General features: G+C 71.3%; 27 protein-coding genes and 2 pseudogenes. 13 read left to right on the forward strand and 16 right to left on the reverse strand.

Annotation, left to right across the window (positions count from 1 at the left end; all coding sequences use genetic code 11):
- Positions 1 to 48: 48 nt before the first annotated feature.
- Positions 49 to 204 (forward strand): annotated as a pseudogene (locus OG285_RS21170) (IS630 family transposase); the annotation flags it as partial.
- A 165-nt stretch (positions 205 to 369) separates the two neighbouring features.
- On the opposite strand, the gene OG285_RS21175 reads toward OG285_RS21170, so the two are convergent.
- Positions 370 to 1,398 carry an SDR family NAD(P)-dependent oxidoreductase gene (locus OG285_RS21175; protein WP_371791893.1) on the reverse strand — a complete coding sequence of 343 codons (1,029 nt, stop codon included), beginning with the start codon at positions 1,396 to 1,398 and terminating at the stop codon, positions 370 to 372.
- Positions 1,399 to 1,659: 261 nt separating this feature from the next.
- On the opposite strand from OG285_RS21175, the gene OG285_RS21180 reads away from it, so the two are divergent.
- Together OG285_RS21180 and OG285_RS21185 are read left to right on the forward strand one after the other, a co-directional pair.
- Positions 1,660 to 2,817 (forward strand): serine hydrolase domain-containing protein, encoded by a 1,158-nt coding sequence (locus OG285_RS21180; protein WP_371793578.1) that lies wholly within the window; start codon positions 1,660 to 1,662, stop codon positions 2,815 to 2,817.
- Positions 2,818 to 2,824: 7 nt separating this feature from the next.
- Entirely contained in the window at positions 2,825 to 3,604 is a 780-nt protein-coding gene (locus OG285_RS21185; protein WP_371791894.1) for an SDR family NAD(P)-dependent oxidoreductase, read from the forward strand.
- A gap of 125 nt (positions 3,605 to 3,729) precedes the next feature.
- On the opposite strand, the gene OG285_RS21190 is transcribed toward OG285_RS21185, so the two are convergent.
- The 7 genes from OG285_RS21190 to OG285_RS21220 all read right to left on the reverse strand — a co-directional run bounded on the left by OG285_RS21190 (position 3,730) and on the right by OG285_RS21220 (position 10,230).
- Entirely contained in the window at positions 3,730 to 4,512 is a 783-nt protein-coding gene (locus tag OG285_RS21190; RefSeq protein ID WP_371791895.1) for a DUF4232 domain-containing protein, read from the reverse strand.
- Between the two features lie 339 nt (positions 4,513 to 4,851).
- Complete coding sequence (locus OG285_RS21195) at positions 4,852 to 5,922, reverse strand: serine hydrolase (RefSeq protein WP_356834008.1); 1,071 nt, start codon at positions 5,920 to 5,922, stop codon at positions 4,852 to 4,854.
- Between the two features lie 220 nt (positions 5,923 to 6,142).
- Positions 6,143 to 7,576 (reverse strand): chloride channel protein, encoded by a 1,434-nt coding sequence (locus OG285_RS21200; RefSeq protein WP_371791896.1) that lies wholly within the window; start codon positions 7,574 to 7,576, stop codon positions 6,143 to 6,145.
- Positions 7,577 to 7,770: 194 nt separating this feature from the next.
- On the reverse strand, positions 7,771 to 8,400 hold the full coding sequence (locus OG285_RS21205) for a hypothetical protein (protein WP_356834010.1): 630 nt from the start codon (positions 8,398 to 8,400) through the stop codon (positions 7,771 to 7,773).
- A gap of 426 nt (positions 8,401 to 8,826) precedes the next feature.
- Entirely contained in the window at positions 8,827 to 9,000 is a 174-nt protein-coding gene (locus OG285_RS21210; protein WP_356834012.1) for an Rv0909 family putative TA system antitoxin, read from the reverse strand.
- A 200-nt stretch (positions 9,001 to 9,200) separates the two neighbouring features.
- Entirely contained in the window at positions 9,201 to 9,419 is a 219-nt protein-coding gene (locus OG285_RS21215; protein WP_371791897.1) for a DUF397 domain-containing protein, read from the reverse strand.
- Positions 9,409 to 10,230 carry a helix-turn-helix domain-containing protein gene (locus OG285_RS21220; protein ID WP_371791898.1) on the reverse strand — a complete coding sequence of 274 codons (822 nt, stop codon included), beginning with the start codon at positions 10,228 to 10,230 and terminating at the stop codon, positions 9,409 to 9,411. Before OG285_RS21220 ends, OG285_RS21215 begins: the two co-directional genes overlap by 11 nt.
- A 173-nt stretch (positions 10,231 to 10,403) precedes the next feature.
- On the opposite strand from OG285_RS21220, the gene OG285_RS21225 reads away from it, so the two are divergent.
- The 6 genes from OG285_RS21225 (at position 10,404) to OG285_RS21250 (ending at position 13,047) form a co-directional block, all read left to right on the forward strand.
- Positions 10,404 to 10,682 carry a hypothetical protein gene (locus OG285_RS21225; protein WP_371791899.1) on the forward strand — a complete coding sequence of 93 codons (279 nt, stop codon included), beginning with the start codon at positions 10,404 to 10,406 and terminating at the stop codon, positions 10,680 to 10,682.
- A complete protein-coding gene (locus tag OG285_RS21230; RefSeq protein WP_371791900.1) occupies positions 10,682 to 11,110 on the forward strand; it encodes an ATP-binding protein in 429 nt (142 codons plus the stop codon). Before OG285_RS21225 ends, OG285_RS21230 begins: the two co-directional genes overlap by 1 nt.
- Positions 11,100 to 11,294, forward strand: a complete 195-nt coding sequence (locus OG285_RS21235) for a hypothetical protein (RefSeq protein WP_371791901.1) — start codon at positions 11,100 to 11,102, stop codon at positions 11,292 to 11,294. The genes OG285_RS21230 and OG285_RS21235 overlap by 11 nt, the downstream gene beginning before the upstream one ends.
- 148 nt (positions 11,295 to 11,442) lie before the next feature.
- Complete coding sequence (locus tag OG285_RS21240) at positions 11,443 to 11,751, forward strand: chaplin family protein (RefSeq protein ID WP_371791902.1); 309 nt, start codon at positions 11,443 to 11,445, stop codon at positions 11,749 to 11,751.
- A 19-nt stretch (positions 11,752 to 11,770) separates the two neighbouring features.
- On the forward strand, positions 11,771 to 12,190 hold the full coding sequence (locus OG285_RS21245) for a hypothetical protein (protein ID WP_371791903.1): 420 nt from the start codon (positions 11,771 to 11,773) through the stop codon (positions 12,188 to 12,190).
- Complete coding sequence (locus OG285_RS21250; RefSeq protein WP_371791904.1) at positions 12,130 to 13,047, forward strand: hypothetical protein; 918 nt, start codon at positions 12,130 to 12,132, stop codon at positions 13,045 to 13,047. Before OG285_RS21245 ends, OG285_RS21250 begins: the two co-directional genes overlap by 61 nt.
- Before the next feature lie 18 nt (positions 13,048 to 13,065).
- Here the strand turns inward: OG285_RS21250 and OG285_RS21255 are convergent, their stop codons facing one another.
- On the reverse strand, positions 13,066 to 13,791 hold the full coding sequence (locus OG285_RS21255) for an alpha/beta hydrolase (protein ID WP_371791905.1): 726 nt from the start codon (positions 13,789 to 13,791) through the stop codon (positions 13,066 to 13,068).
- A 196-nt stretch (positions 13,792 to 13,987) separates the two neighbouring features.
- On the opposite strand from OG285_RS21255, the gene OG285_RS21260 reads away from it, so the two are divergent.
- Positions 13,988 to 14,884 carry a helix-turn-helix domain-containing protein gene (locus tag OG285_RS21260; RefSeq protein ID WP_371791906.1) on the forward strand — a complete coding sequence of 299 codons (897 nt, stop codon included), beginning with the start codon at positions 13,988 to 13,990 and terminating at the stop codon, positions 14,882 to 14,884.
- A gap of 20 nt (positions 14,885 to 14,904) precedes the next feature.
- Here OG285_RS21260 and OG285_RS21265 read toward each other — a convergent pair whose 3' ends face one another.
- From OG285_RS21265 to OG285_RS21275, 3 genes are all read right to left on the reverse strand, one after another.
- Positions 14,905 to 15,237 carry an NIPSNAP family protein gene (locus OG285_RS21265; RefSeq protein ID WP_371791907.1) on the reverse strand — a complete coding sequence of 111 codons (333 nt, stop codon included), beginning with the start codon at positions 15,235 to 15,237 and terminating at the stop codon, positions 14,905 to 14,907.
- A 76-nt stretch (positions 15,238 to 15,313) separates the two neighbouring features.
- Positions 15,314 to 15,808, reverse strand: a complete 495-nt coding sequence (locus OG285_RS21270; protein WP_356834035.1) for a MerR family transcriptional regulator — start codon at positions 15,806 to 15,808, stop codon at positions 15,314 to 15,316.
- Between the two features lie 61 nt (positions 15,809 to 15,869).
- Positions 15,870 to 16,235 (reverse strand): MerR family transcriptional regulator, encoded by a 366-nt coding sequence (locus tag OG285_RS21275; protein ID WP_371791908.1) that lies wholly within the window; start codon positions 16,233 to 16,235, stop codon positions 15,870 to 15,872.
- Between the two features lie 62 nt (positions 16,236 to 16,297).
- Here OG285_RS21275 and OG285_RS21280 point away from each other — a divergent pair, with 62 nt between their 5' ends.
- Positions 16,298 to 17,638: an MFS transporter gene (locus tag OG285_RS21280; RefSeq protein WP_371791909.1), complete on the forward strand. Its 1,341-nt coding sequence runs from the start codon at positions 16,298 to 16,300 to the stop codon at positions 17,636 to 17,638.
- A gap of 221 nt (positions 17,639 to 17,859) precedes the next feature.
- Positions 17,860 to 19,614, forward strand: a complete 1,755-nt coding sequence (locus tag OG285_RS21285) for an ankyrin repeat domain-containing protein (RefSeq protein WP_371791910.1) — start codon at positions 17,860 to 17,862, stop codon at positions 19,612 to 19,614.
- A gap of 60 nt (positions 19,615 to 19,674) precedes the next feature.
- Here OG285_RS21285 and OG285_RS21290 read toward each other — a convergent pair whose 3' ends face one another.
- From OG285_RS21290 to OG285_RS21300, 3 genes are all read right to left on the reverse strand, one after another.
- A complete protein-coding gene (locus OG285_RS21290; RefSeq protein WP_356834044.1) occupies positions 19,675 to 20,520 on the reverse strand; it encodes a DMT family transporter in 846 nt (281 codons plus the stop codon).
- Positions 20,517 to 21,005 carry a YbaK/EbsC family protein gene (locus OG285_RS21295; protein WP_356834046.1) on the reverse strand — a complete coding sequence of 163 codons (489 nt, stop codon included), beginning with the start codon at positions 21,003 to 21,005 and terminating at the stop codon, positions 20,517 to 20,519. The genes OG285_RS21290 and OG285_RS21295 overlap by 4 nt, the downstream gene beginning before the upstream one ends.
- Positions 21,006 to 21,117: 112 nt before the next feature.
- Positions 21,118 to 22,473: an MFS transporter gene (locus tag OG285_RS21300; RefSeq protein ID WP_356834049.1), complete on the reverse strand. Its 1,356-nt coding sequence runs from the start codon at positions 22,471 to 22,473 to the stop codon at positions 21,118 to 21,120.
- A gap of 176 nt (positions 22,474 to 22,649) precedes the next feature.
- Between OG285_RS21300 and OG285_RS21305 the strand changes: the two are divergent.
- Positions 22,650 to 23,504, forward strand: a pseudogene (locus OG285_RS21305) (LysR family transcriptional regulator); the annotation flags it as partial.
- Between the two features lie 204 nt (positions 23,505 to 23,708).
- Here OG285_RS21305 and OG285_RS21310 read toward each other — a convergent pair.
- Positions 23,709 to 25,376 (reverse strand): penicillin-binding transpeptidase domain-containing protein, encoded by a 1,668-nt coding sequence (locus OG285_RS21310; protein WP_371791911.1) that lies wholly within the window; start codon positions 25,374 to 25,376, stop codon positions 23,709 to 23,711.
- Positions 25,377 to 25,530 lie beyond the last annotated feature (154 nt).

The raw sequence follows: 25,530 nt of genomic DNA on the forward strand, positions 1-25,530 counted from the left end.
CGCAGCGCCGTATCGACCCAACGACGGCGCAAACGGTTCGCCGCCGACGTCTGCGCCGAGTACCGCGTCTGCCCGCCGAACGCAGTGGTGCTCTCGGTGGACGAGAAGACCGGGATCACCGCGCGGTCCCGGAAACACCCCGACGTTCCCGCCCGTCCCGGGCAGCCGGCCCGCCGAGAATCCGAGTACGTCCGCCACGGCACGATCTTCTTCTCCACGCTCACCCGGCGGGTGGTGCGCCGAGGCCAGTTCGCCTCTCGTGACGACCTCGCCCACGCGATCGGCGAGTTCGTCACGGCCTACGACGAGCACGACGCCAAGCCCTGTCGATGGACCTGCGACGGCACCCCGCTCAAAGCCACCTGTGCCCTAAGACGCGGCCGGTGGCCGCCCGCCGGTGGCCGCCCGTACGAGCCCGGAAGCCGGGTCGGAGCCGGTCAGTTCGCAGCTGACCTCCCACAGGCGCGCGGCGACCGCCGGATCGGCCAGGTGCGGACGGACCGCTTCGGGCTTCGGCCTGCCCCGCAGCCCGAACACCCGGGGGCCCCACAGCTGTCCGCCCTCCACCGCCGGATCGAGGACGGCCCGGACAGCGGGCCGGGCCGCGGCCTCCTTGCCCTGGAGGAGGAGGCCCGCGGGCAGGCCCCGCAGCCGCTCACCCGTGGTCCGGGCGTGGACCGGCGGGCGGTCCGGTGTGAGGGAGTCGAGCGCGCCGCCCGGATGCACCACCACGCTCAGCGTCCCGCTCCCGGCGGCCCGCAGACGGCGGTCCAGCTCGAAGCCGAACAGCATCTGGGCCAGCTTCGACCGTCCGTAGGTCCGCTTGGGCCGGTAGTCCCGCAGACACTGGAGGTCGTCGAGATCCAGCCGCTCCGAGCGGGCCGCGAAGCTGCCCGTGGTCACGACACGGCTCGCGGCCGCCGCCCGGAGCAGCGGTGCCAGCCGGGCGACCAGGGCGAAATGGCCGAGATGGTTGGTCGCGAACATCAACTCATGTCCCTGCGCGGTCTCGTGGCGCTGCGGCCGGTCGAGCAGCACCCCGGCGTTGAGCACGACCGCGTCGAGGGGGTCCGGGCCCAGCACGGCCGCCGCGTCCCGGACCGAGGCGGGGTCGGCGAGATCGAGGGGCAGGTGCCGGAGCCGGGCCCCGGGGACACGGGAGCGGATCGAGGCCATGGCGGCTCGGGCCTTCGCCGCGTCCCGGCTGCCGAGGACCACGGTGGCCCCGGTCCCGGCGAGCTGCTCGGCGGTGAAGTATCCGATCCCCGCGTTGCCACCGGTGATCAGGAAGGTCCTGCCGTCGGCCCGGGGCAGCCGGTGGACGTCCCACGGCCGGGTCCTTGCCCGGGCAGACGGATTTCCGGACGGCGTGGCGGGCGTGGCGGGCGTGGTGGGCATGGCGAACTCCTGCGTACGAGCGGACCGGCCGGCTGTTCCGGCCGGGGCTGCCGGTCAGACCTTCACTCTGGCCGCCCCGGCCGACAGCCCGCCGACAGCGGACACCACGCACCGACAACCTGCCGACACCCGGGCCGCCCGCACGGACCCGGCCGGTCACACGGAAAGACCCACCCCCCGGCACTCGCCGCCGCAGCCGCACCGCACCATGGACCCTGTACGCCAGTCCGGGCGTACAGCTAGATGTGGGAGTGCGACGTGGTGGACGTCCAGGGCACAGTGGCGGACGGATTCGAGGCGGTCCGGGACGCCTTCGTACGGAACTTCACACACCGTGCGGAGCGGGGCGCCGCCGTCACCGTCTACCGCGACGGGCACAAGGTCGTCGACCTCTGGGCCGGTACGAAGGACGTCGACGGCGCCGAACCCTGGGCCCTGGACACCGCCCAGGTCGTCAGGTCCGCGACCAAGGGGGTGGCCGCCGCCGTCCCGCTGCTCCTGCACCAGCGCGGCCAGCTGGACCTCGACGCCCCGGTCTCCACGTACTGGCCGGAGTTCAAGGCCGGCGGCAAGGAACGCGCCCTCGTCCGGCACTTCCTGGCGCACCGCACCGGCGTCCCGCTCATCGACCGCCCGCTCACCCCCGCCGAGGCCGTCGACGGTGTGTCGGGCCCGCGCGCCGTCGCCGCCCAGCAGGCCGTCTGGGAGCCCGGCACCGAGCACGGGTACCACGCGCAGACGTACAGCTGGCTGCTGAGCGAACTCGTCCGGCGGGTCACCGGCCGCACCATCGGACGCTGGATCGCCGAGGAGATCGCCCGCCCCCTCGACATCGACTTCTGGGTCGGCCTCCCCGCCGAGGAGGCGCACCGGGTCGGCCGGATCGGTACCGTCGCCGCGCCGCCGGTCGGCAGCGGCCTCAAGCTCAAGCCGAAGCGGTCCGTCAGCGACGCGTACCAGGACCCCTCCTCGCTGACCAGCCGCGCCTTCGGTGCGATCGAACCGTTCCCCGACGAGAACGACGCCGGCTACCGGGCCGCCGAACTCCCCGGCTCCGGTGGCATCTCCACCGCCCGCGCCCTGGCCCGTGTCTACGCCGCGATGATCGGCCGCGTCGACAACGGCCCCCGCCTCTTCGCCCCCGCCACCCTCGCGCTGGCCCGCAGCGAGGAGTCGTCGGGCCCGGACCGCGTGCTCGTGGTGAACACCCGTTTCGGCCTCGGCTTCATGCTGCACGGCCCGTCGGCCCCGCTGCTCGGCCCCGGCTCGTTCGGCCACCCCGGCCGGGGCGGCTCGCTCGGGTTCGCGGACCCGGAGTCGGGGGTCGCGCTGGGATATGTGACCAACGCGCTCCAGAAGGGCGTCACCGCCGATCCGCGCGCCCAGGCCCTGGTCAGGGCGGTCCGCTCGGCGACATGATCGGCGTATGGATACCACGAGGCGGTTCGAGGGTTACGCGGTCCTGATCACCGGCGCCGGAAGGGGAATCGGCGCGGCCACCGCCCGCCGGTTCACCGACGAGGGCGCCCGCGTCCTGGTCACCGACCTGGACGGGGACCGCGCGGAGAAGACTGCGGCGGCACTGCCGGGTGCGCTGCCGTTCACGTGCGACGTCACCGACCGGTCCGCCGTCGAGGCGGCCGTCGCGTACGCGGTGGCGGAGTTCGGCGCACTCGACGTGCTGGTCAACAACGCGTACGCCTGCTCGCCGGACGCCCCGCTCTTCGAGGACGAGGACGACGCGTCCTGGCACCGCGACCTGGACGCCACGCTGAGCGGCGCGTTCCGTGTCTCGCGCGCCGCCCTGCCGCATCTCGCGGCGGCGGGCGGCCGGGGCGCGATCGTGAGCGTCGGATCGGTCAACGGGGCCCAGGACTTCGGCAACCACGCGTACAGCGCCGCGAAGGCGGGCCTGACCAGCCTGACCCGTACGCTCGCGGGCCACGCGGCGCCGCGCGGGGTCCGGGTCAATCTGGTGGCGCCGGGCACGATCCACACGGACGTATGGGCGTTGCGCGGCGTGGAGGGCACTCTCGAACAGGCCGCGAAACACTACCCGTTGGGCCGGGTGGGGGTTCCGGACGACATCGCGGCGGCCATCGCGTTCCTGGCGTCGCGCGACGCCGCGTGGATCACCGGGGTGACGCTGCCGGTGGACGGCGGCCTCCTGAACAGCAACCTGGGGCTGCGCGCCTCGCTGGGCTGATCCGCGGTACGGGGCGGGGGAGCGGAGCCACCCGCCGCACCGGGGCGCCGCGCCGGTTCCGTCTCCCGGGCCGCACCGGGCGGGCCACGGTGCAGCCGTCGGCAGGTCACGGCGCGCGGTGGGGTTCAGCCCACCCCGATCGGGTTGACGAAGGTGCCGGGGTGGGTGGCGCCGGACTGGTCCAGGATGGCGCCGCCGTAGGGCCAGTCGAGGGTGACGTGCGTCGTCTCGTTGGGCGGGGTGACCAGGACCTTGCTCGGTACGAAGGGCTTGGTGTCCTTGGAGTCCGCGGGGATCGCCAGGAGGTTGAAGCTGACCATGGCCGTGGCGTCGCCGGGGTGCAGGGTCATGGTGCTCGGCGTGTCCCCGGAGCGGCGCAGGTCCCATGCCACACCGGACTTGCTGACCAGGCGCAGGCCCGGGAAGCCGCGCAGGGTGCAGGTGCGCCCGCCGCTGTTCTTCAGCTGGATCGTCGCCACCTGCTGGTCGGTGGAGTCCTGCATGTCCGGGGCGCCACCGTGCGGGCCACCCCAGGTGTAGCGCAGGTCGCCGGTGTGGCAGCGGCTGCTGGTGCCGGCCGATGCGGGGTTCACGGCATCGGTCCGCGAGGCCGTCTGAGCCGCCGTCTTCATGCCGGGCCTGGAGGAGGGGTTCTCCGCCTTGTCCGATGCGCCGCCGGGGGCCTTGTCCGGTGCGGCGCTCTGGGCCGCGTCCTCCGTGCCTCCCTGGGCCTTGTCCTGCGAGCCGTCCTGCTGGCCGGACGAGTCCTGCGCCGTACCGGCGGCCTGTGCACCGGCCTTGGGTGAGGACCCGGAGGACGAGTCGCACGCGGTGGCACCGGCGCCGACCGCGACGACGGCCAGTACGGCGGCGGCACAGCGGACGGCTCGGTTCAGCTTGGCGGTCATGGTTCCCCTTTTCCGGCGCCGGCCCCGGGCCGGTCCTCCATGTCGAGTGCGTCTTACGGAAAGTGAGATGGGCCGGCCGCCGGGGGAGTTCTCGCGGGACTGTCCGGAACCTGTAACGGCACGTAACAGCCGACCGTGCCCTCCGCGCGGCCCGGAACGCCGTGCCCGCCCCACCCGTGCAGAAGGGCTCCGCCCACACACGGAAGGCCCCCGCTCGTCCGCCGTGGGGGTGGGGACGGGGCAGGGGCCTGGGGCGCCGAACGTGCGCGTGGTGCGCGCCGTGCACGTTTCAGTGCGTGTGCAGCGCCGGGGGTGTCGGTTGCTCAGTCAGTCAGTTACTCAGTGGGCGAAGCCCCAGTCGAGCATCTTGGCGGCGTCGTCGAAGCGGGCCTTGTCAGTGGTGTCCCCGAGGACCACGCCGACCAGGGTGCGATTGTCCCGCTTGGCGGCGAAGACGACGCAGTAGCCGTCCTCCGGGCCGCTGCCGGTCTTCACGCCCAGGGCACCGTCGTAGCTGCCCAGCAGCTCGTTGGTGGTGTTCCAGGTGTAGTACCGGGTGTGGCCGTTGGCCGCCGGGGCCTCGGTCTTGTACTGCGTCTTGTTCACGACGTCGGCGAACACCGGCTGCAGCATCGCGCGCTGGCCGAGCTTGGCCAGGTCGCGGGCGGTGCTGTGGTTGTTGCCGTGCGAGATGCCGTCGAAGGTGTCGAAGTGCGTCCCGGTCAGGTTCAGTTGCTGCGCCTCGGCGTTCATCTGGGCCACGAAGTCGGCGATCCGCGCGTCCTGGGTGGCGCCGGTGCCGAAGTTGTCGGCCAGGGCCATGGCGGCGTCGTCGCCGGACGGGATCAGCATGGCGTTCAGCATCTGCCTGACCGTCAGCTTGTCGCCGGTCTGAAGGTCGGCGGTGCTGCCGCCGGCCTTCTGGACGTAGTCCCGGTACTCCTGCTTCACCGTGATCTGGTGCTCCAGCCACTCCGGGTGCTTGAGCACCACCAGGGCGGTCATGATCTTGGTGGTGCTGGCCATCGGCACGCTCTCGTCGGCCTTGGCCCCGGCCCACATCTCCCGCTCCTGGCTGCCGTCACGGGCATCCAGCAGGAAGGCGTGGTCGGCGGTGATCTGGGGAGCGGCCTGGTCCTTCGGGTCCTGAGCGGCGGCGGCCTTGACGGCGTGCTGCGCGGACCCGGCTGGCTGGGACTGCTGCTGCACGGCCTGGTCCTGGTGGGCCGGAGTGGTGGCCTCGCTGCCCTGCTGGCCGTTCTCGTCGGCGGAGTGCGTGGCACCGGCGCCGGGGGTGGCCGCCTCGGCGAGACCGCCTGCGGTGATGGGCAGGGCTGCCCCGACGAGTGCGACCATCGCGATCCGGACTCCGGTGCGGTGTATCCGGTTGGGGCGGGCGTGGGAACCCATGGGCGTCCCTTCTCCCGGCGCGGGGACGCCGGTATGCAGTGGAAATTAGGTTTATACCGAACCTACTTGTGCGATGACAGCGACTGTCAAGCTGGGTATGTCATAGCCACGTAACGACGTTCACTCCTGTGAAGATGTTGCGCGGGTGACTGGTGGGGCCTGTGGTGTTCCTCGCCCGCGGTGCCCGGCCGACTCCCCTGGGGCACCGGAGCCCGGCGGGTCAGGCGGGCGACGGCGAAGGCGAAGTGGCGGGCGCGGCAGGCGTGGTGGCGCCCTCCGTCCGCGGCGGGTTGAGCCGTGCCGATACGACATGGCAGACCACCACCGCGACGATGACCAGCGGCATGACACTCACCCCGTCAAGTCCCAGCAGCAGCGTGGCCAGCAGCACGGAGGTCATGGGCAGTCTGAGCAGCGCCACCGCCATCGCCCCCATCCCCATCGCGGCGGCGGGGACGAACGGCAGCCCCGGCAGGTGGGACAGCGCGATCCCGCCCGCGGCGCCGAGGAACAGCGCCGGGAAGATCGGGCCGCCGCGGAAGGCCGCCAGCGACACGCAGTAGCCGAGACTCTTGCAGGCGAGCAGCAGGACCAGCGCGCCCAGGGAGTACGTGCTGGTGCCGAGGAGGAGGTGCGGCAGGGCGCTCTGCCCGGAGAACAGCACGTCGGACGAGTCCTTCCCGGTCCCTTCGGTGTACGCGATGGCCAGCCCCGCCACGACAAGGCCGGCCACCGGTGTCCACACCGTCCTGCGCCGGTTCACCCCCGGTTGCATCCGCAGGGCCACCCGGCGGATGCCCGTACCGAGGAACGCCGCCGCGATGCCGATCACCAGCGCGTACCCGAACTGGGCGACATCGGGGCGCCCCACGTGGGGGAGGCTGGGGATCACCAGCGTGCCGGCGCCGAACCCCGCCCAGGTGCCGAGCCCGGTGAAGACCAGCGAGCCGATCCCGGCGGCCAGCAGCCCGGGGACGAGCACGATCCCGAGCATCGGCCCACCGATCCCGGAAGCCTCCATCAGCAGAAACGCGCCCACCAGCGGCGAACCCAGCAGCGCACTGATGGCCGCGAAGCTGCCGGCCGCCGCCACCAGGGCCTGCGCCGGCGCGGGGGCCCCGGGCCGCAGCAGACGGAAGCCGTAGAGGGCGAGGCCGCCGCCGAGCGCGATCAGGGGGGCCTCGGGCCCGATCACCGCACCGAACGCGAGGGAGGCGACAGCGGCCAGGAGGATGCCCGGCAGCTCGGCGGCCGGAGCGGCGCCCTTCGTCTTGAGCCCCTCGGCGGGCTGGTGACCGCCGTTGCCCGGCAGATACCGCACGGTCAGCGCGACCAGCAGCCCGCCGAGGGCGAGCACGGGCAGCGGCCACCAGACAGGAACGTGGTGGAGGCCGAGCGCGTGCGGGAGGCTGGAGTAAAGGACCTTCTGAAGGTGCTCGACCGCCTGGAGGAAGCCGTAGGCACCGGCCGAGAGTACGACGCCGAAGACAGCGGTGAGTACGAGGAGCATGAGGTAGTCCCTGCTCCTGAGCGGCCCGAACGGGTCGGCGAGCAGAGCGGCTTGCTGATCGGCCGCGGGCTCGGCCGTGGGGCCGGCCGCTGACTGGGCTGTTGGTTCGTCCGCTGACTCGGCCGCCGGTTCGTCCGCTGACATCAGGGCGTCTCCTCAGGGCTGTCCGGAGCTTTCCGAGGCCTTCCGGGGCTTTCCGGGGCGGTCGGCTGCCTGACGATAATGTCAGCAATGCGGATATTTCCCCGCATACGGAGGCTGAGTCGGCGCGACGAGGACGGGGGCGCCAAGCCGGACGTCGACCCGCCCCGTCTCGCCATGGGCTGCGGGTGAGGCGGTCAGCGGTGCCCGGTCAGCGGTGAGGTGACGGAGTGGAGTACGTCGAAGCTGGAGTTGCCTTCGAAGAAGGGACGGCCGGCTTGTACGGGGCTGGTGCCGAAGGTGTCGGCCAGGGCGGCGGCTCCTGCCGCGGTGAGGTTCATCGGGAGGTGTTCCGCGCTGACCTTGGTCAGGGAGAGCTTCGCTCCGGCCTTGGCGGAGGTGAACATCTCGATGCGCTTGCCACGGTGTTCCGCGGTCCACGACCCGGTCCTGTCCGGGTGAAGTGCCACCCGGGGGTGGGTGAACTCGGCCCGGTGACCGTCACGGCTGAAGGTGAAACCGCCGGTCCCTTCCCCTTCCAGACCGGTCAGGTCGGTGTTGATCTGACCGCTCTTGAGCGTCGCACGCATGCACCGGTGCCCCTTGTCGGTCACGATCGTGCCGGGTGCGACGGCGCCCAGCGTGATCCGGGCTTTGCTGAGGGCCTTCTGGGACGCGTCGGTCAGACAGAACGTGTACGGGTCTCCCGCCTTGAGCTTGAGCGGCGGCAGCAGACCACGCTCCTGTGCCGAGACCGAGGCCACCGGTGCGAGCGCTACGAGGGAGAGGGCGGCCAGGGCAGCCAGACGCAGGGACGGCTTCTTCATGACGGACTCCAGGTGATGAGGGTGCAGCTGTTGAGGCTGAGGTCGGATGCGCTTGATCAACGCGACCACGCCGCACGGGTCACGCCCCGGCCCTCACCCTCGTGCCGACACTCCGACGATCAGGCGAATTGATCCGGATGTATTGGCTTGCTGGGTCTACTGGTGCCTGTCTCTGTTCCACGACCAGCACTGGAGTGACATGCGCTTCCGTACTGCCCTCGCCGCTCTCGGTCTCGCCGCCGCCATCGCAGGCACCGCCGGGAGCGCCGCTGAACGCAGGCTCTGAAGGGGCCGGCGGCCCGCACCGTCCAAGATCACCTCCTCCGCCGGGAAACCGGAAAGCGGTCGGGAGACCTCGTATCAGGACGGGCGGGCCGCAGCCGGCTCAGAGCATGCACGCAGCACGAACGCGACTGCTGGTTCGGGCTACTTGTTGGGATCGTCGTCAATCCCCAGACGCTGCTCCGCCTGCTGCTGGGATTTGTCGATCTGATCGGCGTACTTGTCGCCGGTCCTCTCGTTGGCCTCCTGTTCAAGGTTGTCCGAGATATCCCTCCCCTTGGCCTTCGCCTGGTCCCTGAACTTGTCGAAGATTCCCATCCGCGTCTCCTTTGTGTCGAAAGGTCGCGGAACATCATCCACGCCGACTGAGCCGCACGGCGTCCCGGCGCGCGACTCCTACGAGGGAATTGAGCGTTGTCGGCTGTGGCACTTCGGGGCTCGGCCCCGGTACGGACATGCGAACGCCCTGGCTGCCGGGGGAGGGGCCAGGGCTGTTCGCGCGGGGTGACCGGTTCGCGTTACGCGGTGAGGTGTCCGCCCTTCACGGCGGTGACGAAGGAGGACCAGCCTTCGGCGGGGAAGACCAGGGCGGGGCCGTGGGGGTTCTTGGAGTCGCGGACGGGGACGGCGGCGTATCCGTCAGCCACTTCCAGGCAATCGTCGTTGCCGGGGCCGCTGTAGCTGGACTTGCGCCAGTTGCTGACGAACGCGAGGTCGATGCGCGCGTTACCGTTCACGTTCATACTCCTTTGCTGCGGCCCTGACCAGGGCCAGCGATTCCTTGGCAGACAGCGCGTCGCCGAGGGCCAAATCGTAGGCGAGGTGACAGTGCTTCACCATGATCGGATCGTCGAAGACATGGCCGGTCCCGACGCCTTCCACGTAGGCGATGGGCGGAGCGTCGTCGAAGCTCATCAGATACAGCATTCCAGCGAGCAGGGCGTGCGCCCCGACTCCGAACGGCAAGACGTGCAATCGGATTCGTAGAGCCTCGGCCAGGTCGGCGATCTTGTGCAGTTGTTCAGCCATGATCTGCGGACCACCGATCCGCCGCCGCAGTGCCGCTTCGTCCAGTAGGGCCCAAAATACTGTGTCGGATGGACGCTCAATGATCGGTGCACGGTCCATGCGGTTGACGACGTGTTCGTCAACCGGAGTCATCGGGTCGAGCGCGGCATGGGCACTGAGCACCTCCTTTGCATAAGCGGCCGTCTGGAGAAGGCCGGGGATCAGTGAGCTGCCGTAGTGCCGGATTTCCTTGGCCTGTTGCTCGAACTCCGCTACCGGAGCGAAGTGGCTCGCGTACTTCGAGTCCAAATCCTTCAGCCAGCGGGCGAAGAACCCGTCCGTCCCCAGGGCGCGGTCCAGCCGCTGTGCGTCGTCCGGGCTGGGCAGACGGCGCCCCGCTTCGTAGTGACTGATCAGTGTCGGTGAGCAGACCACCACCTCGCTCACCTCTTCCTGCGTCAGGCCCGCAGCGATGCGCCGGATCCTCAGCTCCTCCCCGTACTTCTGTCGCATCGAGCGCCGTTTGTTTGCTGCCGCCACGAGCCCAACTCCCTCACTTGAATTGCCCGTTGTCAGGTCGAAACCCCTAGAAGCGTAGCGACGCAAACCACAGGCTGTGAGTTATTGGTCACAGTGCGACAGGAACGCACGAGACCCCCGCGACCGCAGCAACGGTCCGGGGGCGTGGCCAACGCCTACCCAGGAGCGCCGACATGCTGAAGTTTATTGCCCGTCTCGTCGACCCCGTGGCCCGATTCCTGAATCGGTCGGCGAGACGGCGGCCCGGTCCGCCGCCCCCGCTCGTACTGCGTCGGCGCCGTCTCCTCGTATGCCGTGCGTATCTGCCGCTCGGCCATCAACTCCGTCCCAACCTCGGCTCGTTCTCGTCCCTGGCGTACGAGCGGCTGGAGCACAGCCGGATCGCGTGGTTCGATCTGCACGGCGTCGACGTCGGACCGCCCTGCCCGCTGCACGGTGTGGTGGTGCGCTGATGGAGCGGATCGCCAGGAACGCAGTCGTACGGCGGTGGAGCCGACACCCCGCCTGTGTCGCCCGGGCGCGTGCGGAACTCCGTACAGCACTTGAGGGTTGGGGCCTCGCACCGCTCGTGGACGTGGCCTCCCTCGTCCTCTCCGAGCTGCTGACCAATGCCGGACGGCACGCCGTGGTCTCGCCGGGGCGGGAGATCGAGACCCGCTTCATGCCGGACGCGCACGGACCCGGCATCCGTATCGAGGTGCACGACGCGTCGTCCGTGCCTCCCCGGATGGTCGGTCCGGACCTGGATGCGGACGGTGGCCGGGGCCTTTTCCTGGTGGACGCGCTGGCCGACACGTGGGGCTTCGGCGAGCGGGTCGGACCCGGCAAGGTCGTCTGGGCCGAGCTGGGCCGGGGCGGCGGTGGCGGGCGTGCGGGGTGAGTACGGCCTGTGCGCCGTCCTGGTGGTCCGTGGCGACCTCATCAGGGTCCAGGGGGTGTGGCACGAGGTGCGGGCATCACGGCTGGAGCGGTTCATGACCGGCGGCGCGGTCATAGTGCTGACCCTGGCGGAACGGCCGCCGCTGCGGGTGCCGGTGTTCCTGCGGCTGGAGGTGTCCCGCTGAACCAGTCGGGGCCTTGCCGCGAGGGGCCGGGTGGTGCCCACCTGTCGGGAGCCGGGTTCTGTCGTTGGTGGGAGTGCGGCCCGGGTTCGTCCGGCCGGCGTCAGCTGTACGGGCACCGGGACACGGTTCCGGATGAAGGAGGAGCGCGATGGGCGTGGAGACGCGGAGCACGGGTGGTGTTGCGGGACGTGCGGGTGCGCGGGCCGCGGTACTGGGTGCGGTGGCCGGGGTGGCGCTGCTTCCGGCCACTGCCGCTCACGCGAGCGTGATCGGTATCGGGAACGCGGTGTTCGGCAACACCTGTGTCAGCCAGGGCGGTGCTCGGGCCGTGGGCTCCACGGTGGCCGGGAGCGGGGTGGGGAGCGGCAACCAGGCCGGCCTGCCGCTGGATCTGCCGCGCAACCACTGCGGCAACAGCGGCATCGTCTGCACCGCCGTGTTCATGTCGAGCGTGTGAACGGGCCGGTGAGCCGGGCATGAGCGGCGGGACGGCGGTGGGGGCGGCAGTGGCGGGTACGCCACTGGCGGAGCGGGCGGTGGAGGCGCTGCTGTCCCTGAGCGGGCGGGTACTGCCTCTGCTGCGTCAGTGGGCCGGCGACGATCCGGGCTCCGGCGTGGCGCGGGCGCTGCTGGCGCTGGCGACCGGGGACCGGTGGGACGACGCGGTGCTGAAGGAGCAGCTGTCGATCGCGCACCGGGACGCGCTGGCCGCCGGTGAGCGGGAGGCGAGTCTCGTGTACGGGGTTTTTCTCCACACCCACCGGCAGTACCGCCTGACCGCCGATCACCTGGTGGAGCACTTCGACCGGTGGCCCGCCGATGAGCAGGCCGGCTCATGCTGGGCGCGTTCTCCTCGTGCGGGGACGCCGCCTACCGAGCGCACGGCGATGTGCTGACGGAGCGGCAGGCGGCGGCAGCCGGTCCGGACAGCTGGCCGTGGCAGAGCTGGCTGGCCGCGGCCAGGGCGGAGCAGGGCCGGGTGCGTGAAGCGTACGAACTGGCCGGTCACGCACTGGACTTGTATCCGCGCTCGGGAGTGGCCGCGCACGCCCTCGCGCACGCCGAGCACGAGCTGGGAACCGGCCGGGACGCGGCCGACTTCCTGGACCAGTGGCTCCGGGAGGACCCGCAGGCGGTGCAGTCACGGCACCTGAACTGGCATGCCGCGCTGCAGTCCATCGCCTGCGGCGATTTCCCGGACGCGCGCCGCCGGGCGGACACGGCACTGGCGCGTACGGATGTCGGCATGCGGGCCGCGACGAACTGGCGCCTGTTCCTGGTCGGACAGTCGCCGGCCGGGCGCAGCGATCCGGGTCAGGTACGGGAGCTGCTTTCCGCACCGGGCGGGATGGCGGAGATCTTCCACACCTTCAACCTGGCCCTGGCGCTTGCCGTGGAGGCCGCCACCGACGACCTGCACATCCTGGCCCGCCGGGCCGCCGCCGACGAACGCGCCGACTTCCGCGATGTCCTGGCCCCTGTGGTGCGGGCGCTGGCGGAGGTCACCGCAGGCCGTCCCCGTGTCGCGGTGGATCTGCTGTCCGGCCTGGGCGAGAGCGCGGAACGGACCGGTGGAGTACGCGTCGAGCGGGAGATCATCCAGGACACCCTGGCCCGCGCCCTCGTGGACTCCGGCGAGCACGTCCGCGCGGCCGGGCTCCTGCACCACCGCACCACCACCCGTCGCCACCACACCTACGAGGACCTCCTCCTCGCCGTACGTACTCCGGCCGACGCGGCCGGTCCCCACTGACGCCCACCGCCCCTGCTGTCAGCCCAGCTTGAGCAGCAGGCCGGCGAGCTCGGCCGGCGTGGTGATCATGCAGTCGTGGCCGGTCGCCAACGTCCACACCTGGGCCGGTGTGCCGTTGGGCTGGATCGCGGGGACGGGGCGCCGGGTGAAGCCTTCCGGCTTGCCGACCTCACAGTGGATGTGCGTCCGGGGGATCGGGCGCGCGTCCGGGTTGTCCAGCCGGACCGGCTGCTGGAGGCAGCGCACCGGCTGGTCCGACAGCATGCTGCGCAGCCAGGCGACGTCCGCCGGGTCGGTGACCCCGAACAGGCCCATGGGCGGCGGCATTTCGGGCAGCGGCGGAACCCGCCAGCCGCTGTCCGACCGCAGGGCGAGATCGATCAGGGGCTGGGTGATGGGCATGACATCGGCCGCGCTCTCGCCGTCCTCCGGGACCATCGCGTCGAGGTACACCAACTGTGCTATCCGGTCCGGGACCCGGTTGGCCGCGGACGAGATGACCAGCCCGGCATAGCTGTGTCCCACGAGTACCACCTCGCTGAGGTCCTCCTCGGTGATCAGCCCGACGATGTCGTCGACGTGGGTGTCGAGCCCCACCTCGGGGCCGAGCCGGTGCGCCTGGTCGCCGTAGCCGGCGAGCGACGGAGTCACCACCCGGTGTCCGGCCGACTCCAGCAACGGGACCACCCGCTCCCAGCACTGCCCGCTGTGCCAGGCACCGTGTACCAGCAGATACGTCGACATGGGTTCGCTCCTTGCTGTGTGTCGTGCGGGGAAGGGCGTACGGATAAAGACGTACGGGGCAAGACGTACGGGGAAAGACCGGGTCGGTGAGCCGGTGACCAGGCTGCTGTCCGGGCTCCGGCCGAGCCAGGGCCCCAGCGATCCTGGGGGTGACAGGACCAGGCACGCGCTCGGGCGAGCGACTTACAGTGGCGGCATGACCGGCGAACCGAACCTGCTGGGCGACTACGTGCGCGCCCGCCGCGAGCTCGTCACCCCTGAACAGGCCGGTATCCCGGTCCTGGGGGTACGGCGCGTGCCGGGTCTGCGCCGGGAAGAGGTCGCGATGCTCGCCGGTATCAGCGCCGACTACTACCTGCGCCTGGAGCAGGGCCGCGACCGCAACCCCTCCGTGCAGGTCCTCGAATCCCTCGCCCGCGTGCTGCGGCTCGATGACGACGCGACGGCGTACCTGCTGAACCTCGGTGCCGGCACACCCCGGCGCCGACGGCGACGGCCCCGCAGGGAAACCGTTCCGCCGGGCATCGCCCAGCTCGTCGCCACGCTCTCGCTGCCCGCGCTGGTTGAGGGCCGCTACTTCGACGTCCTCGCCGCGAACGCCCTGGCGACCGCACTGTCACCGCGTCTCGCGGCGGGAGCCAACCGCCTGCGGGACGTGTTCCTCGACCCCGCCGAGAAGGACCTCCACCCGGACTGGGAGAGCGCGGCCGCGGGCATGGTCGCCGGGTTCCGTGAGTCCGTCGGCGCCGACACGGACGACCCCCGGGTCATCGAGCTCGTCGGTGAACTCTCCCTCGCCAGCCCCCGCTTCAGCCGGATCTGGGCCCGCCACGACGTCACGGCGTGCGAAGGCGCATCCAAGCACATCGACCACCCCCAGGTCGGTGGCCTCTCCCTGAACCGGGAGCGGCTGGGCATCGCCGGCACGGCAGGCCAGACGCTCGTCATCTTCCATCCGGACCCGGGCACCGACAGCGCCGAAAGACTGGCCCTCCTCGCCTCCGCCACCCGGACGCCTGCTGCCCCGCGAGGTATCACCGGCGAACAGGCGGGAGACCCGGCGGCGCGACCACGGGCAGGGCGTGCTGACTGAACCAACCCCGCCCTGAAGCCTCACGCGGTGTTCGGGCCCCCTGCGAACGCGAGTGATCCGAGAAAGCGCGTCTGCTCGTGTTCCACCGTGGCGTCCAGCTCGCCCATGGCCTCCACGGCACGGGGATCGCTGAGCGTCATGGCACCGAGTGCGCGCTCCAGGTGGCCCTGGTCCTCGATCTCCCACAGGTTGAATGCCTCATACAGCGGCCCGACCTGCGTCACCGTGCCCGCGACCAGCGAGATGCCCCGCGATTCGAAGAGTTCGCGGATGGTCACCATGGCGGCTTCGTAGCGCGCCAGATTCGCGAAACCGTACTTGAGCTGGAGCTGCGCCAGCATGTAGCTGCTCATCCGTCTGCCTTTCCTGCGGGTCCCGCTCGGGGCCTTCGCCAGGAAGGTAGACGTTCACACTGGCGTGAAGGGCAAGTCAGCTGTTGTCGGTCACCGCGTTCAGTACGGCTTCCAGGCCGGTCAGCTTGGCGTGCAGTTCTTCCGCTTCACGTGAGAGTTCGGCGTGCCGCGTACGCAGAAGAGCCTCGACCCGGGGCGCGGAGTCGGGGAGTTTCCACTCCTGGACCACCGTACGGATCAGGTCGCTCGGCAGGCCCGCGCCGTACAGACGCTGGATGAACCCGACACAGTCGGCGTCTTTGGCCTGGTACCTGCGGTGCCCCACGGCGTTGCGCGACGGGAGCAGGAGACCTTGCTCCTCGTAGTACCGCAGTGACCGCGTGCTCACTCGGCACCGGTGAGCGAGTTCGCTGATCGACAGCGAGACGGGGTTCGCATCGGGGTTCCGCTCGGGGCCGGACTCGGAGGTCGATTCGAGGCTGTGCGCCGGCCTGCTCCCGCGCGGCGGGAGGGCCCTTGGAGACGCCGCAGCGCCATCACTGGACGGGTCATTCGAGGCATGGGGACGCATAGTGAACTCTAGCCCCCTCTCGACTGGTGCCGTCGGGCATGCCGGTCGGGCGAGTGCGGGCTCAATCCGCCGCGAGACGTGCTTCAGCCAAGTGGGCCTGGATGGCGTCGCGGTGCCTGGTGAGGATGTCGATCCTGCTCTGGATGTTCTCCAGCTCGCGGGCCAGGCCGGCGGCGAGTTCCGTGTCCGCCTTCGCCCGCAGCGACTCCCCCGCCCCGGTGAAACAGCAGCCGATGTCCTTGATGGCCTCGGTGCCGAGGCCGGACCTGAGCAGGTCGCGAACCCGCTCGGCGCATACGAGGGACTCCTCGGAGTAATCCCGGTAACCGTTGGGGAGACGACGGGGGTGAAGCAGGCCCAGCTGCTCGTAATAGCGCAGCGAGCGGCTGCTGATCCCGGTGTGCTGGGACAGCTCACTGATCTTCACGCCGCATCCTGTTCGCCGTCGTCTTGACCTTGACATCGGTGTGAAAGTTTACCGTTCCAGCCGTGAACAGCCTTGTCAAAACCACGTCATCTCTCCGGTCCGGGCGTGCCGGCCTGGCCGTCCTGTTCCTGGCCGGCTTCATGTCGATCACTACGGAGACGCTGCCCATGGGGTTGCTGCCCCAGGTGAGCGGTGGCCTCGGTGTCTCGGAGTCGCGGGCCGGCCTGCTGGTGGCCCTGTACGCCTTCGTCATCATGGTGGTGACGCTGCCGATCACGGCCCGAACCGCGCACTGGCCGCAGCGGCGTCTGCTCCTCGTCATCATGGCCGTGTTCGTGCTGAGCAATCTGCTGCTCGCCGCGGCCCCTTCCTACGCTGTGGCTGTCGTCGCCCGTCTGATCGCCGCTTCGACGCACGGGGTCCTCTGGTCGGTCCTACCCGTGTACGCCACCCGCCTCGTCCCGCCGGAGCGGGCGGGCCGCGCCGTTGCCGCCGTATTCGCGAGCAACTCCGCCGCGCTGGCCCTTGGTGTGCCGCTGGGAACCACCGTCGGCAACGCGCTGGGCTGGCGCAGCGCCTTCGTCCTGCTCGCCGCGGTGGCCGCACTCGCCCTCGTCACCGCGCCACTCCTGCTGCCTGAGGCGTCCGGCTCACCGGAGACGCGGGTCACGGCCCTGGCCGCCTTCAAACTCCCGGGCGTGCTCACCGTCACCGTCGCCACGACCTTGGTCATGCTCGGCCACTTCAGCCTCTACTCCTACGTCTCGCCCTACTTGCGGCACATCGGCGTCAGCTCGGCAGCGGCAGGCCCGGCGCTGCTCGCCTTCGGACTCGCGGGAGTCGCCGGAGTGTGGACGACCGGCGTACTGGTCGATCACCGTCCCCGCGGCGCGACCCTGCTCTTCGTCGGCGCGATGGCACTGGTCTTCGCGGCGTTGGCCGCCACGGGCAGGGCCACGTCCGTGAGTCTCGTCCTGATCGTCGTATGGGGCCTGCTCTTCGCGGGTCTGCCCACCCTCTTGCAGTCCGCCGCGCTCACGGCCGCACCGCAGGCCCAGGCCGCGGTGTCCGCGCTGTACGTCATCGGCGTCAACCTCAGTATCGGCGGCGGGTCCATCGTGGGCGGGCAGGTACTGGACCGTCTGGGAGTGGCGTCCTTGCCGCTACTCGCCGTCGTGCCCACGACCGCGGCATGGTTCATCGTCGTCGGCGCCCGCCGCCATGCCTTCCCCCGGCGCCCGATCGCCAGTGCCGGCGCCCGGTCGGAACGGGACAGCGGCGACAGCGTGCCCCGCGAGGCGGACGAGGCGCCACTCATCGCCCGGCCGTCCGCCGACATCGGCCGAGCGGACGCCGCGAGCCCTTCGTCTCCGGAACGGTCAACCACGGTGAGGTGTGACTGAGCGTACCGATCTGCCGTGGGGGGACGGCAGTTGACGGAAACCCGCATGTCGCCGTGCGCCCGGGGGAGGCTGAGCCAGGCCTTGTTCGTGACCGGTGGCGCTGGCTGGTGCCACGGGCAGGCCACCGGCGGTGAGTCCGTCCGCCGACCGGTGGCCGACGGCGGGCCGATGGCCACCGGCGATCCGAGGGCGTTGTCAGACCCCCGTGTCACGCTCGGTGCATGGGATTCTTCGATGATCTGGTGATGCCGGAGGAAACGGCCGCCGAGCGGTCCGTGCTGGTCCGGTTACGCCCGGCGGCGGAGGACGACGGGCAGTACACGCCGCCCGTCGACCGGTTCGCGCCCGTGGTGTTGCCGCAGTGCGACGTGGTCGGTGCCGGTCCGGATGTCCGGGTGCTGCTGACGGGCTGGTCGGTGTGGCCGCGGTCGGTCACCTTGCACCTGGCGGTCTTCCGCAAGGTCCGCAGGCAGGACGCGGATCCGGGACGTCAGTCCGGGCTCCGGGTGGGCCTGCTGCCGGCCGACGGCCGCCGGGTGACCTCGCTGGACGGCACGACGACGCGGAGCGTCTCGATCCCCGGGCCGCCGGGACGGACCAGGACGGCGGTGACGGACCAGGCAGTCGGTCTGATCCCGCTGGATCCCGGCCTGCACCATGCCCGGCGGTCCTTGTTCAAGACGGACGTCGACCTCTACCTGGCGGAACTGCCGGCGCCCGGGGAAGCGTGGTTGATCGTCGAGTGGCCGGACGAGGGGATAACCGAGACCCGCACCCCGGTCGATGCGGCGGCGCTCCGTGCCGCGTCGGAGCGGGTGGTCGAGGTCTGGCCGGGACTTGAGCTTCTGGATCCACCGGAACAGCAGGGTGCCTCCGTGTATGTGGAGAGGGGCGGACCGCCGTCGTTCCTGGCGCCGCCGCTGACGCGCTCCCAGCTGGAGACGGCGCGTCAGGAGGAGGAGGCCCGGCAGCGCTACGTACCCCGGGCGGACTGGGAGCGGATGGGGTACCAGGACTGGGGTGATGCGGCCCTGGTCCGGGCCCGGCTTGAGGGCGGGGCACCGCCCGGCGGCGCCGGGCCGTCCGGGACCATGCCGCTGCACAGGGCAGCCGGGGCCGGGGCGGCGGATGCGGTTGCGGCGCTCCTGACGTACGAGGCGGAGGTCGACGCACGCGACGAGGAGGGGCACACGCCGCTGTGGCACGCCGCCCGGAGTGTGGACGAGGCCGTTGTCCGTGCGCTGATCGGTGCCGGGGCGGATGTGTGGACGCCTCAGTCGGGCCCCTGGTCGCCAGGCCGACTGCTGCTGACCACGCCGCTCGCGCCGTTCGTCGCGGGTCTGCCGGGAGCGGTGGAGCTGCCCGCCGGCGAGGCCGCCGCTGTGCGGGCGGCGGATGCGCTCATCGCCGCTTTCGGCGAGGGGCCCTTGTGGACCGAGGGACTTGGTGTCGCGTTCGTGCGCGGTCTGAGCGAGGACGAGGTGATCCGGCGGCTCGGCGCCGACCCCGCGCAGTGCCCGGAGGCGGACCTCGACGAGGCGCCTTTCGACCCGGAGAACTGCGACGAGTGCCTGCGCCATGTCGGTGTGACGGGTGTGGCCGGTGACCCCGGCGGGTGCGTGATCACACAGGAGGGGTACATGCCCGGCGACGCCGCCGTGCTGGAAGCGATATCGGCGGGCACCTCCGCGTATGGGCTGTATTTCAATCCCAAGGGCGGCACCTTTGGCACCCTGGCACGCGATGGCGAGATCGTCGTATCCGAGGAGACCGGCCTCTGCCCGGACGCGTCGGATCCGCCCGCGTACTGGAACTTCCGTTTCTGGCAGAACGAGCACACGTTCCCCTACGGCGCCAACAGCCTTGCCTACGCGTGTGCCGCGGCGGGGCTGAGGATCAGCGACGGCCGGGAAGCGGCCGATCCCAGCACCCCTCGGCGCTGGGTGGCACTGCCGGAGCGGTTGCAGCGGGGATGAGCCCGGTACGCCCCCCGCAGCGGGCGTACCGGGAGCAGGAGCGCCGGGATTCAGCAGAGGCTAAGCCGTATGCAGCATCAGCCCGATGCCGACCACCATCAGCCCGGCCGCGGCGATCCTCGGCGCCCCGAACTTCTCCTTGAAGAAGAGCGCGCCGATCGCCGCGCCCACGATGATCGACGACTCCCGCAGCGCGGCGATCGGGGCGAGCGGGGCGCGGGTCTGGGCCCACAGGACCAGGCCGTACGCGACCACCGACATCGCGCCGCCGACCAGCCCCTTGGTGGCGTACGGGCGTACCTGGGCCACCAGTTGGCCACGGCGCCGGTACAGCGCGTATGCCGGGATGGCGATGCCCTCCAGGACCATCAGCCAGGCGATGTAGCCGAGCGAGGTGCCCGAGTCGCGGACGCCGACGCCGTCGACCGTGGTGTACGAGGCGATGGCCAGGCCGGTGGCGAGCGCCGCGATGATCGCCGGCCACTGCGGGCGGGACCCCTTGAGGCCCCAGAGGGCCACGCCGACGAGTCCGGCGCAGGCCACCGCCACCCCTGCCAACTGCCAGCCGTTCGGGATCTCATGGACGAAGACGGCGGCCAGCACGGTCACCACGAGCGGCGCCGTGCCGCGCGCGATCGGATACATCTGGCCGAAGTCGCCGAGCGTGAACGACCGCATGAGGAGCAGCATGTACGTGACGTGCAGCGCGGCCGAGACGAGCAGATACGGCCACGCGGCGGCGGCCGGGAAGGGGACGAACAGCGCGCCCAGCACGCCGATCAGCAGCCCGCCCGCGGAGATCAGCGTGAAGGAGACCAGCTGATCCTTGATGTGGTGGGCAATGGCGTTCCAGCTGGCGTGCGTTATCGCTGCGACGACGACGGCGAGGATGACCGTGGGAGTCACGCGGCGGACTCCCGGACATCGGCCAGGGTGGCGCCCGCGTGGGCGACCACCGACTTCGGCTCCATGGCGAAGACCGTGTGCGGAGTGCCTGCGGCGGCCCAGACGACGGGGTGCTCCAGCAGGCCCCGGTCGGCGATGACCCGGGTGCGGTTGCGGTGGCCGAAGGGCGGCACCCCACCGATCGCGTACCCGGTGGTCTCCCGTACGAGACCGGCGTCGGCGCGCTTGACCTTCTCGGCGCCGAGCACCTCCCGTACGAGGTCGACGTCGACCCGGGACGCCCCGTCCATCAGGACCAGGACGGGCGCCCCGTCGGCCTCGAAGATCAGCGACTTGACGATCGCGCTGAGCTCGCAGCCGATCGCGGCCGCCGCCTCGGCCGCTGTCCGCGTCGCCTCGGGGAAGCCACGGACCTCGACCTCCAGGCCCAGTTCGCGCAGCGCCTCGGCGAACCGGGGATTGGCAGTGGGTTCGGAAGTGCTCATGGCCCGTAACGCTAACGTCCGGTGTACCTACCACGCGAACCAGTTGATCCCCCGCCCGGAAGACTCCGGAGCCTGGTCCTGAGCCGCCGCGTCCGGTGCCACCGAGCCCGCGTCACGTGGCCAGGCGTATCGCCAGGGCGATGAGCACGAGCACGGCGAAGGCCAGGAGGCTCGCGTACGGCACGGCCCCCAGCTCCCGCAGCCGGGTCTGCCGCTGCCACCAGTTCCGTACGACGTCGGCATCCGCGGCACCCGCCAGGCACAGCAGCAGGGCGAGCGCGGCACCCAGTACGCACACCCCGTTCCAGCCCGCGTGGGCGTGGACCACCCCGACCAGGGCCGAGCCGATCGCCCCGCCGACGAAGTAACACGTCATGTACGCGGAGGTGATGCGGCCGCGGGCGTCCGGGCGCAGGGCGTAGATCAGCGACTGGTTGGTGATGTGCACGCCCTGGTGCGCCAGGTCCAGCAGCACGATGCCGGCGATCAGCAGGGCCAACTGGTGGCCTCCCAGGGCCAGCAGCCCCCAGGAGCCGAGCAGCAGCAGCGCGCTGACCATCGTGGTCTGCGTGGTCCGTCCGCGGTCCGCCAGCCGCCCGGCGAGCTGGGCGGCGACCGCGCCCGCGGCACCGGCCAGACCCAGCAGTCCGATCTCGCCGTCCGACCAGCCCCAGCCGGGTCCGGAGAGCAGGAAGGCCAGCGACGTCCACAGCGCGCTGAAGCAGGCGAAGGCCAGCAGGCCGATCAACGCCCTTGCGCGCAGCACCGGTTCCTCGACCAGCAGACGTGCGGTGGAGTGCAGCAGCCGTCCGTAGCGCAGGCCGGCGTTTCCCCGGTATTGCGGCAGCGCCCGGTGCAGGGCGGCGGCCAGGAGCACCATCGCCACGGCCGCGGCCCAGTACACCGTGCGCCAGCCGCCGACCGAGGCCAGGGCGCCGGACGCGGTACGGGCGAGCAGCATGCCGAGCACCAGCCCGCTCATCACCGTCCCCACGATCCGGCCGCGCTGCTGCGGGGCGGCCAGATCGGCGGCGAACGGTACGAGCACCTGCGCGGTCACCGACAGCAGACCGGTCAGCGCGGTGCCGGCGAGCAGCAGCCCGGCGTTGGGGGCGACCGCGGTCAGCGCCAGGGAGAGCGCCGTGGCCAGGGTCAGGCCGCACACCAGCCGGCGGCGTTCCAGCAGGTCGCCCAACGGCAGTACGAGGACAAGCCCCAGTGCGTAGCCGACCTGGGCGACGGTCACCACCAGCGCGGCGGAGGCGGCGGACAGCCGCAGGTCCCGGGCGATGGTGTCCAGCAGGGGCTGGGCGTAGTAGTTGCTCGCCACACACAGCCCGACGGCCACGGACATCAGCACGACCGTGCCGCGCCCCGGGCCGTCGGTGGTGGCGCCGCCCGCAGGGAGCGGGGGAGCGCCCGCGGTGGACGGGGGGTGAGCAGCTGAGGAAGCCGAGGAGGTGGCCACGTCCGTTTCCTTTCCGGGAGTTCACCGTCCGGGGGCGCGGCACAGCGCCCTCGGCGCCGGCCGGTCCGGACTCGCGTTCATGCTCCCCGGCCAGGACGGATGAATCCAACAGATGGTTGTCATGCCAGCGATCGTGAAACGCGATGGATGGCGGACACGGGTGACACGATGGACGCGTGGAACTCCGTCAGCTCACCTATGCCGTCGCCGTCGCCGAGACCGGCAGCTTCACCCGCGCCGCTCACCGCTGCTTCGTGGTCCAGTCCGCGCTGAGCCACCAAATCGCCCGGCTGGAGAGCGAGTTGGGCACCCTGCTGTTCGAGCGCACCAGCCGCCGGGTGCGGGTCACCGAGGCCGGTGAGGCGTTCCTCGGCCCGGCCCGCGAGGCCCTGGCGGCCGTCGAGCGAGCCCGCGGGGAGGTGGCGGCCTGCGGCAGCGAGGTACGCGGCCGGCTGAGCATCGGCACCATCACCCCGCTCACCGCGGTGGACCTGCCCGACCTGCTCGCGACCTACCGGGACCGGCATCCGGCCGTGCATGTCTCGCTCTGCGCCAGGCCGGTCCGGGACCTGCTGCAACAGGTGCGCGACCACGTCTTCGACCTCGCGTTCGTCGACACCCGCCCCGGGGGACCTCCGGCCGGACTGGCCGGGCGGGTGCTCGCGTACGAGGAGCTGGTCGCCATCGTCCCGCACGGGCACCGGCTGGCCGGGGCCGCACCGGTCACGCCGGGTCTGCTGGCCGATGAGGACATGGTCGACATGCCGCCGGGCTCCGGGATCCGGCGGCACAACGACGCGGCGTTCGCGGCGGCCGGGGCCACCCGCACCGTCGCGTACGAGGCCGACACCATGGCGCTGCTCGAACAGCTCGTGGGGCGCGGCCTCGGTATCGGTCTGGTGCCCGCTGCCACGGCCGCCGGCATGCCCGGGGTGAGCGCCGTGGCGACGCAAGGCGTGCCGCCGCGCACGGTGCGCGCGGTCTGGATCGCCTCCGCGGCCTCACCGGCGGCCCGCGCCTTCCTCCAGCTCCTGCGCGAACGCACACCGGAGGCTTCGGACGGGTTCTCGGACGGGGCACCGGCGGAGGCACCGGCGGAGACCCCGGCGGGGGGGGGGGCGGGACCCCGGAGAACTGACCCCCGGCTCGCCTCACCCCGCAGGGCTCCCCCTCCCCGCCGGAATCAGCCTCAGGACCCCGCCGGGAACAGCCTCAGGACCCTGCCGGAATCAGCCTCAGGACCCCGCCGCCAGCACCGCCGCGACCACCGGACCCGCGGCGTCCCCGCCGTGGCCGCCGGACTGGACGACCGCAGCCGCGGCCAGGTCGTTGCTGAATCCGGCGAACCAGCTGTTGGACTTGCCCTGGGCGTCGACCTCGGCCGATCCGGTCTTGGCGCCCTTGTACCCGCCGACCCCGGACATCGCCACGGTGCCCGTCCCGTACCCCGCCGTCGCCGTCGTGTGCATCATGTCGCGCAGCTGCTGCGCGGTGTTGGCGGGCAGGGGCTGCGCGGAGGCCGTGTTCCCGTCGCGCAGTGACGCGGGCACGATCACCGGCTGGTGGAAGGCGCCGCTGCGGGCGGTGGCGGTGACCGACGCCATGTTGAGCGGGTTCATCTGGACAAGACCCTGACCGATCATCGCCGCGGCGGTGTTGGGGCCGCTCGTCTGCGGCACGCTGCCGTCGAAGGTCGGGATGCCGACGTTCCAGACGGAGCCGATACCGAAGTACTTCTTCGCCGTGTCCGGCAGCGCCGTGTCCGCGATGCCGCGGTCGTTCAGCTTTCCGACCGGCTTGATGAAGGCGGTGTTGCAGGAGCGGGCGAAGCTCTGCTCCATGGTGCCGCTGGGGATCGAGAAGTTGTCGAGGTTGTGGAAGGTCTGGCCCTGCCACATGACCGACGGCTCGCAGAGGATGGGGCTCTTCTCGGCGGCCAGCCCGTTGTTGATGAGCATCGCAGCCGTCATGATCTTCATCGTGGAGCCGGGCGCGAGCTTGCCCTGCATCGCCGCGTTGAAGGCGTCCTCACGGTTGTTGGCGACAGCGCGTATCTCACCGGTGCTCGGCTTGACCGCCACCACCGACGACTCGCTGAACTTCTTCACCGCTGTTTCGGCCGCCGCCTGCGCCCGCGCGTCGAGCGTGGTGTGCAGCAGCGCGGGGGTGCCCTTGGAGAGGGTCAGCAGCGTCTTGGCGGGGGCGGTGCTGTCGGCCGGGCCGGCGCCCGCGATGTACGTCTCGATGCCCGGCTTGCCGCCCGCCTTGTCGCCGTACTTCTGCCGCAGCGAGTCCAGGACCGGCCCGAGCGAGGGGTACTTCTCCTTCGTCAGCTCGGCGCCGTTGTCGTCGACCGCCTTGATGGGCGCGGACTCCGCCTCGCCCGTGGTGAGCGTCTCGCCCTTCGCCAGGTCCGGGTGGACGACCGACGGGGCCCAGTCCACCAGCGCCCGGCCGGTCGTCAGCCCGCGTACGACGCTCAGCGAGGACGTGTAGGACCAGGGCTTGGTCTTCCCCTCGAACGAGACGGTGGCCTTCACCGTGAACGGCACCTTGGCACCGGAGGCCGCGCCGGGCGTCAGGGTGACCCTCGTGACGTGCGCGTCCTCGCGGTAACCGGTCAGCAGCGCCTGCGAGTCCGTCGCGTTGTTGGTCAGCCGCGACGCCGTGTCCGCGTCGCCCTTCGCCCAGGCGGCGAGGAAGTCCTTCGCCGCACCGCTGATCTCGTCCGCCGTCGGCGGGCCGGTGCGCACGGGCGCGGCCTGGGTCGTCCCCGTGGAGTCTCCGGCTCCGCCGCCCGAACCGTCCACCGCGTTCCAGATGTTGTACGCGCCGTAGCCGACCCCGCCGACCACGACCGCGAACGCCCCGCCCACGATGCCTATCTTTACCCCGTTACGCACTGCTGCGTCCCCTCCCCGGGAGTCTCTTTGAACATGTTCAAGAGAGTTACGTCAAGCAGCGTACGGGACCCGAGTGGCGCCGGGGGTGTCGTTACCCGACCGGAACCATGGGCCGTATCACAGGCCGCAGTTCGGCAGTTCCGCAGTTGCAGAG

This window comes from Streptomyces sp. NBC_01471 (genome assembly GCF_041438865.1).
In the GTDB taxonomy this organism is placed as follows: Bacteria; Actinomycetota; Actinomycetes; order Streptomycetales; family Streptomycetaceae; genus Streptomyces.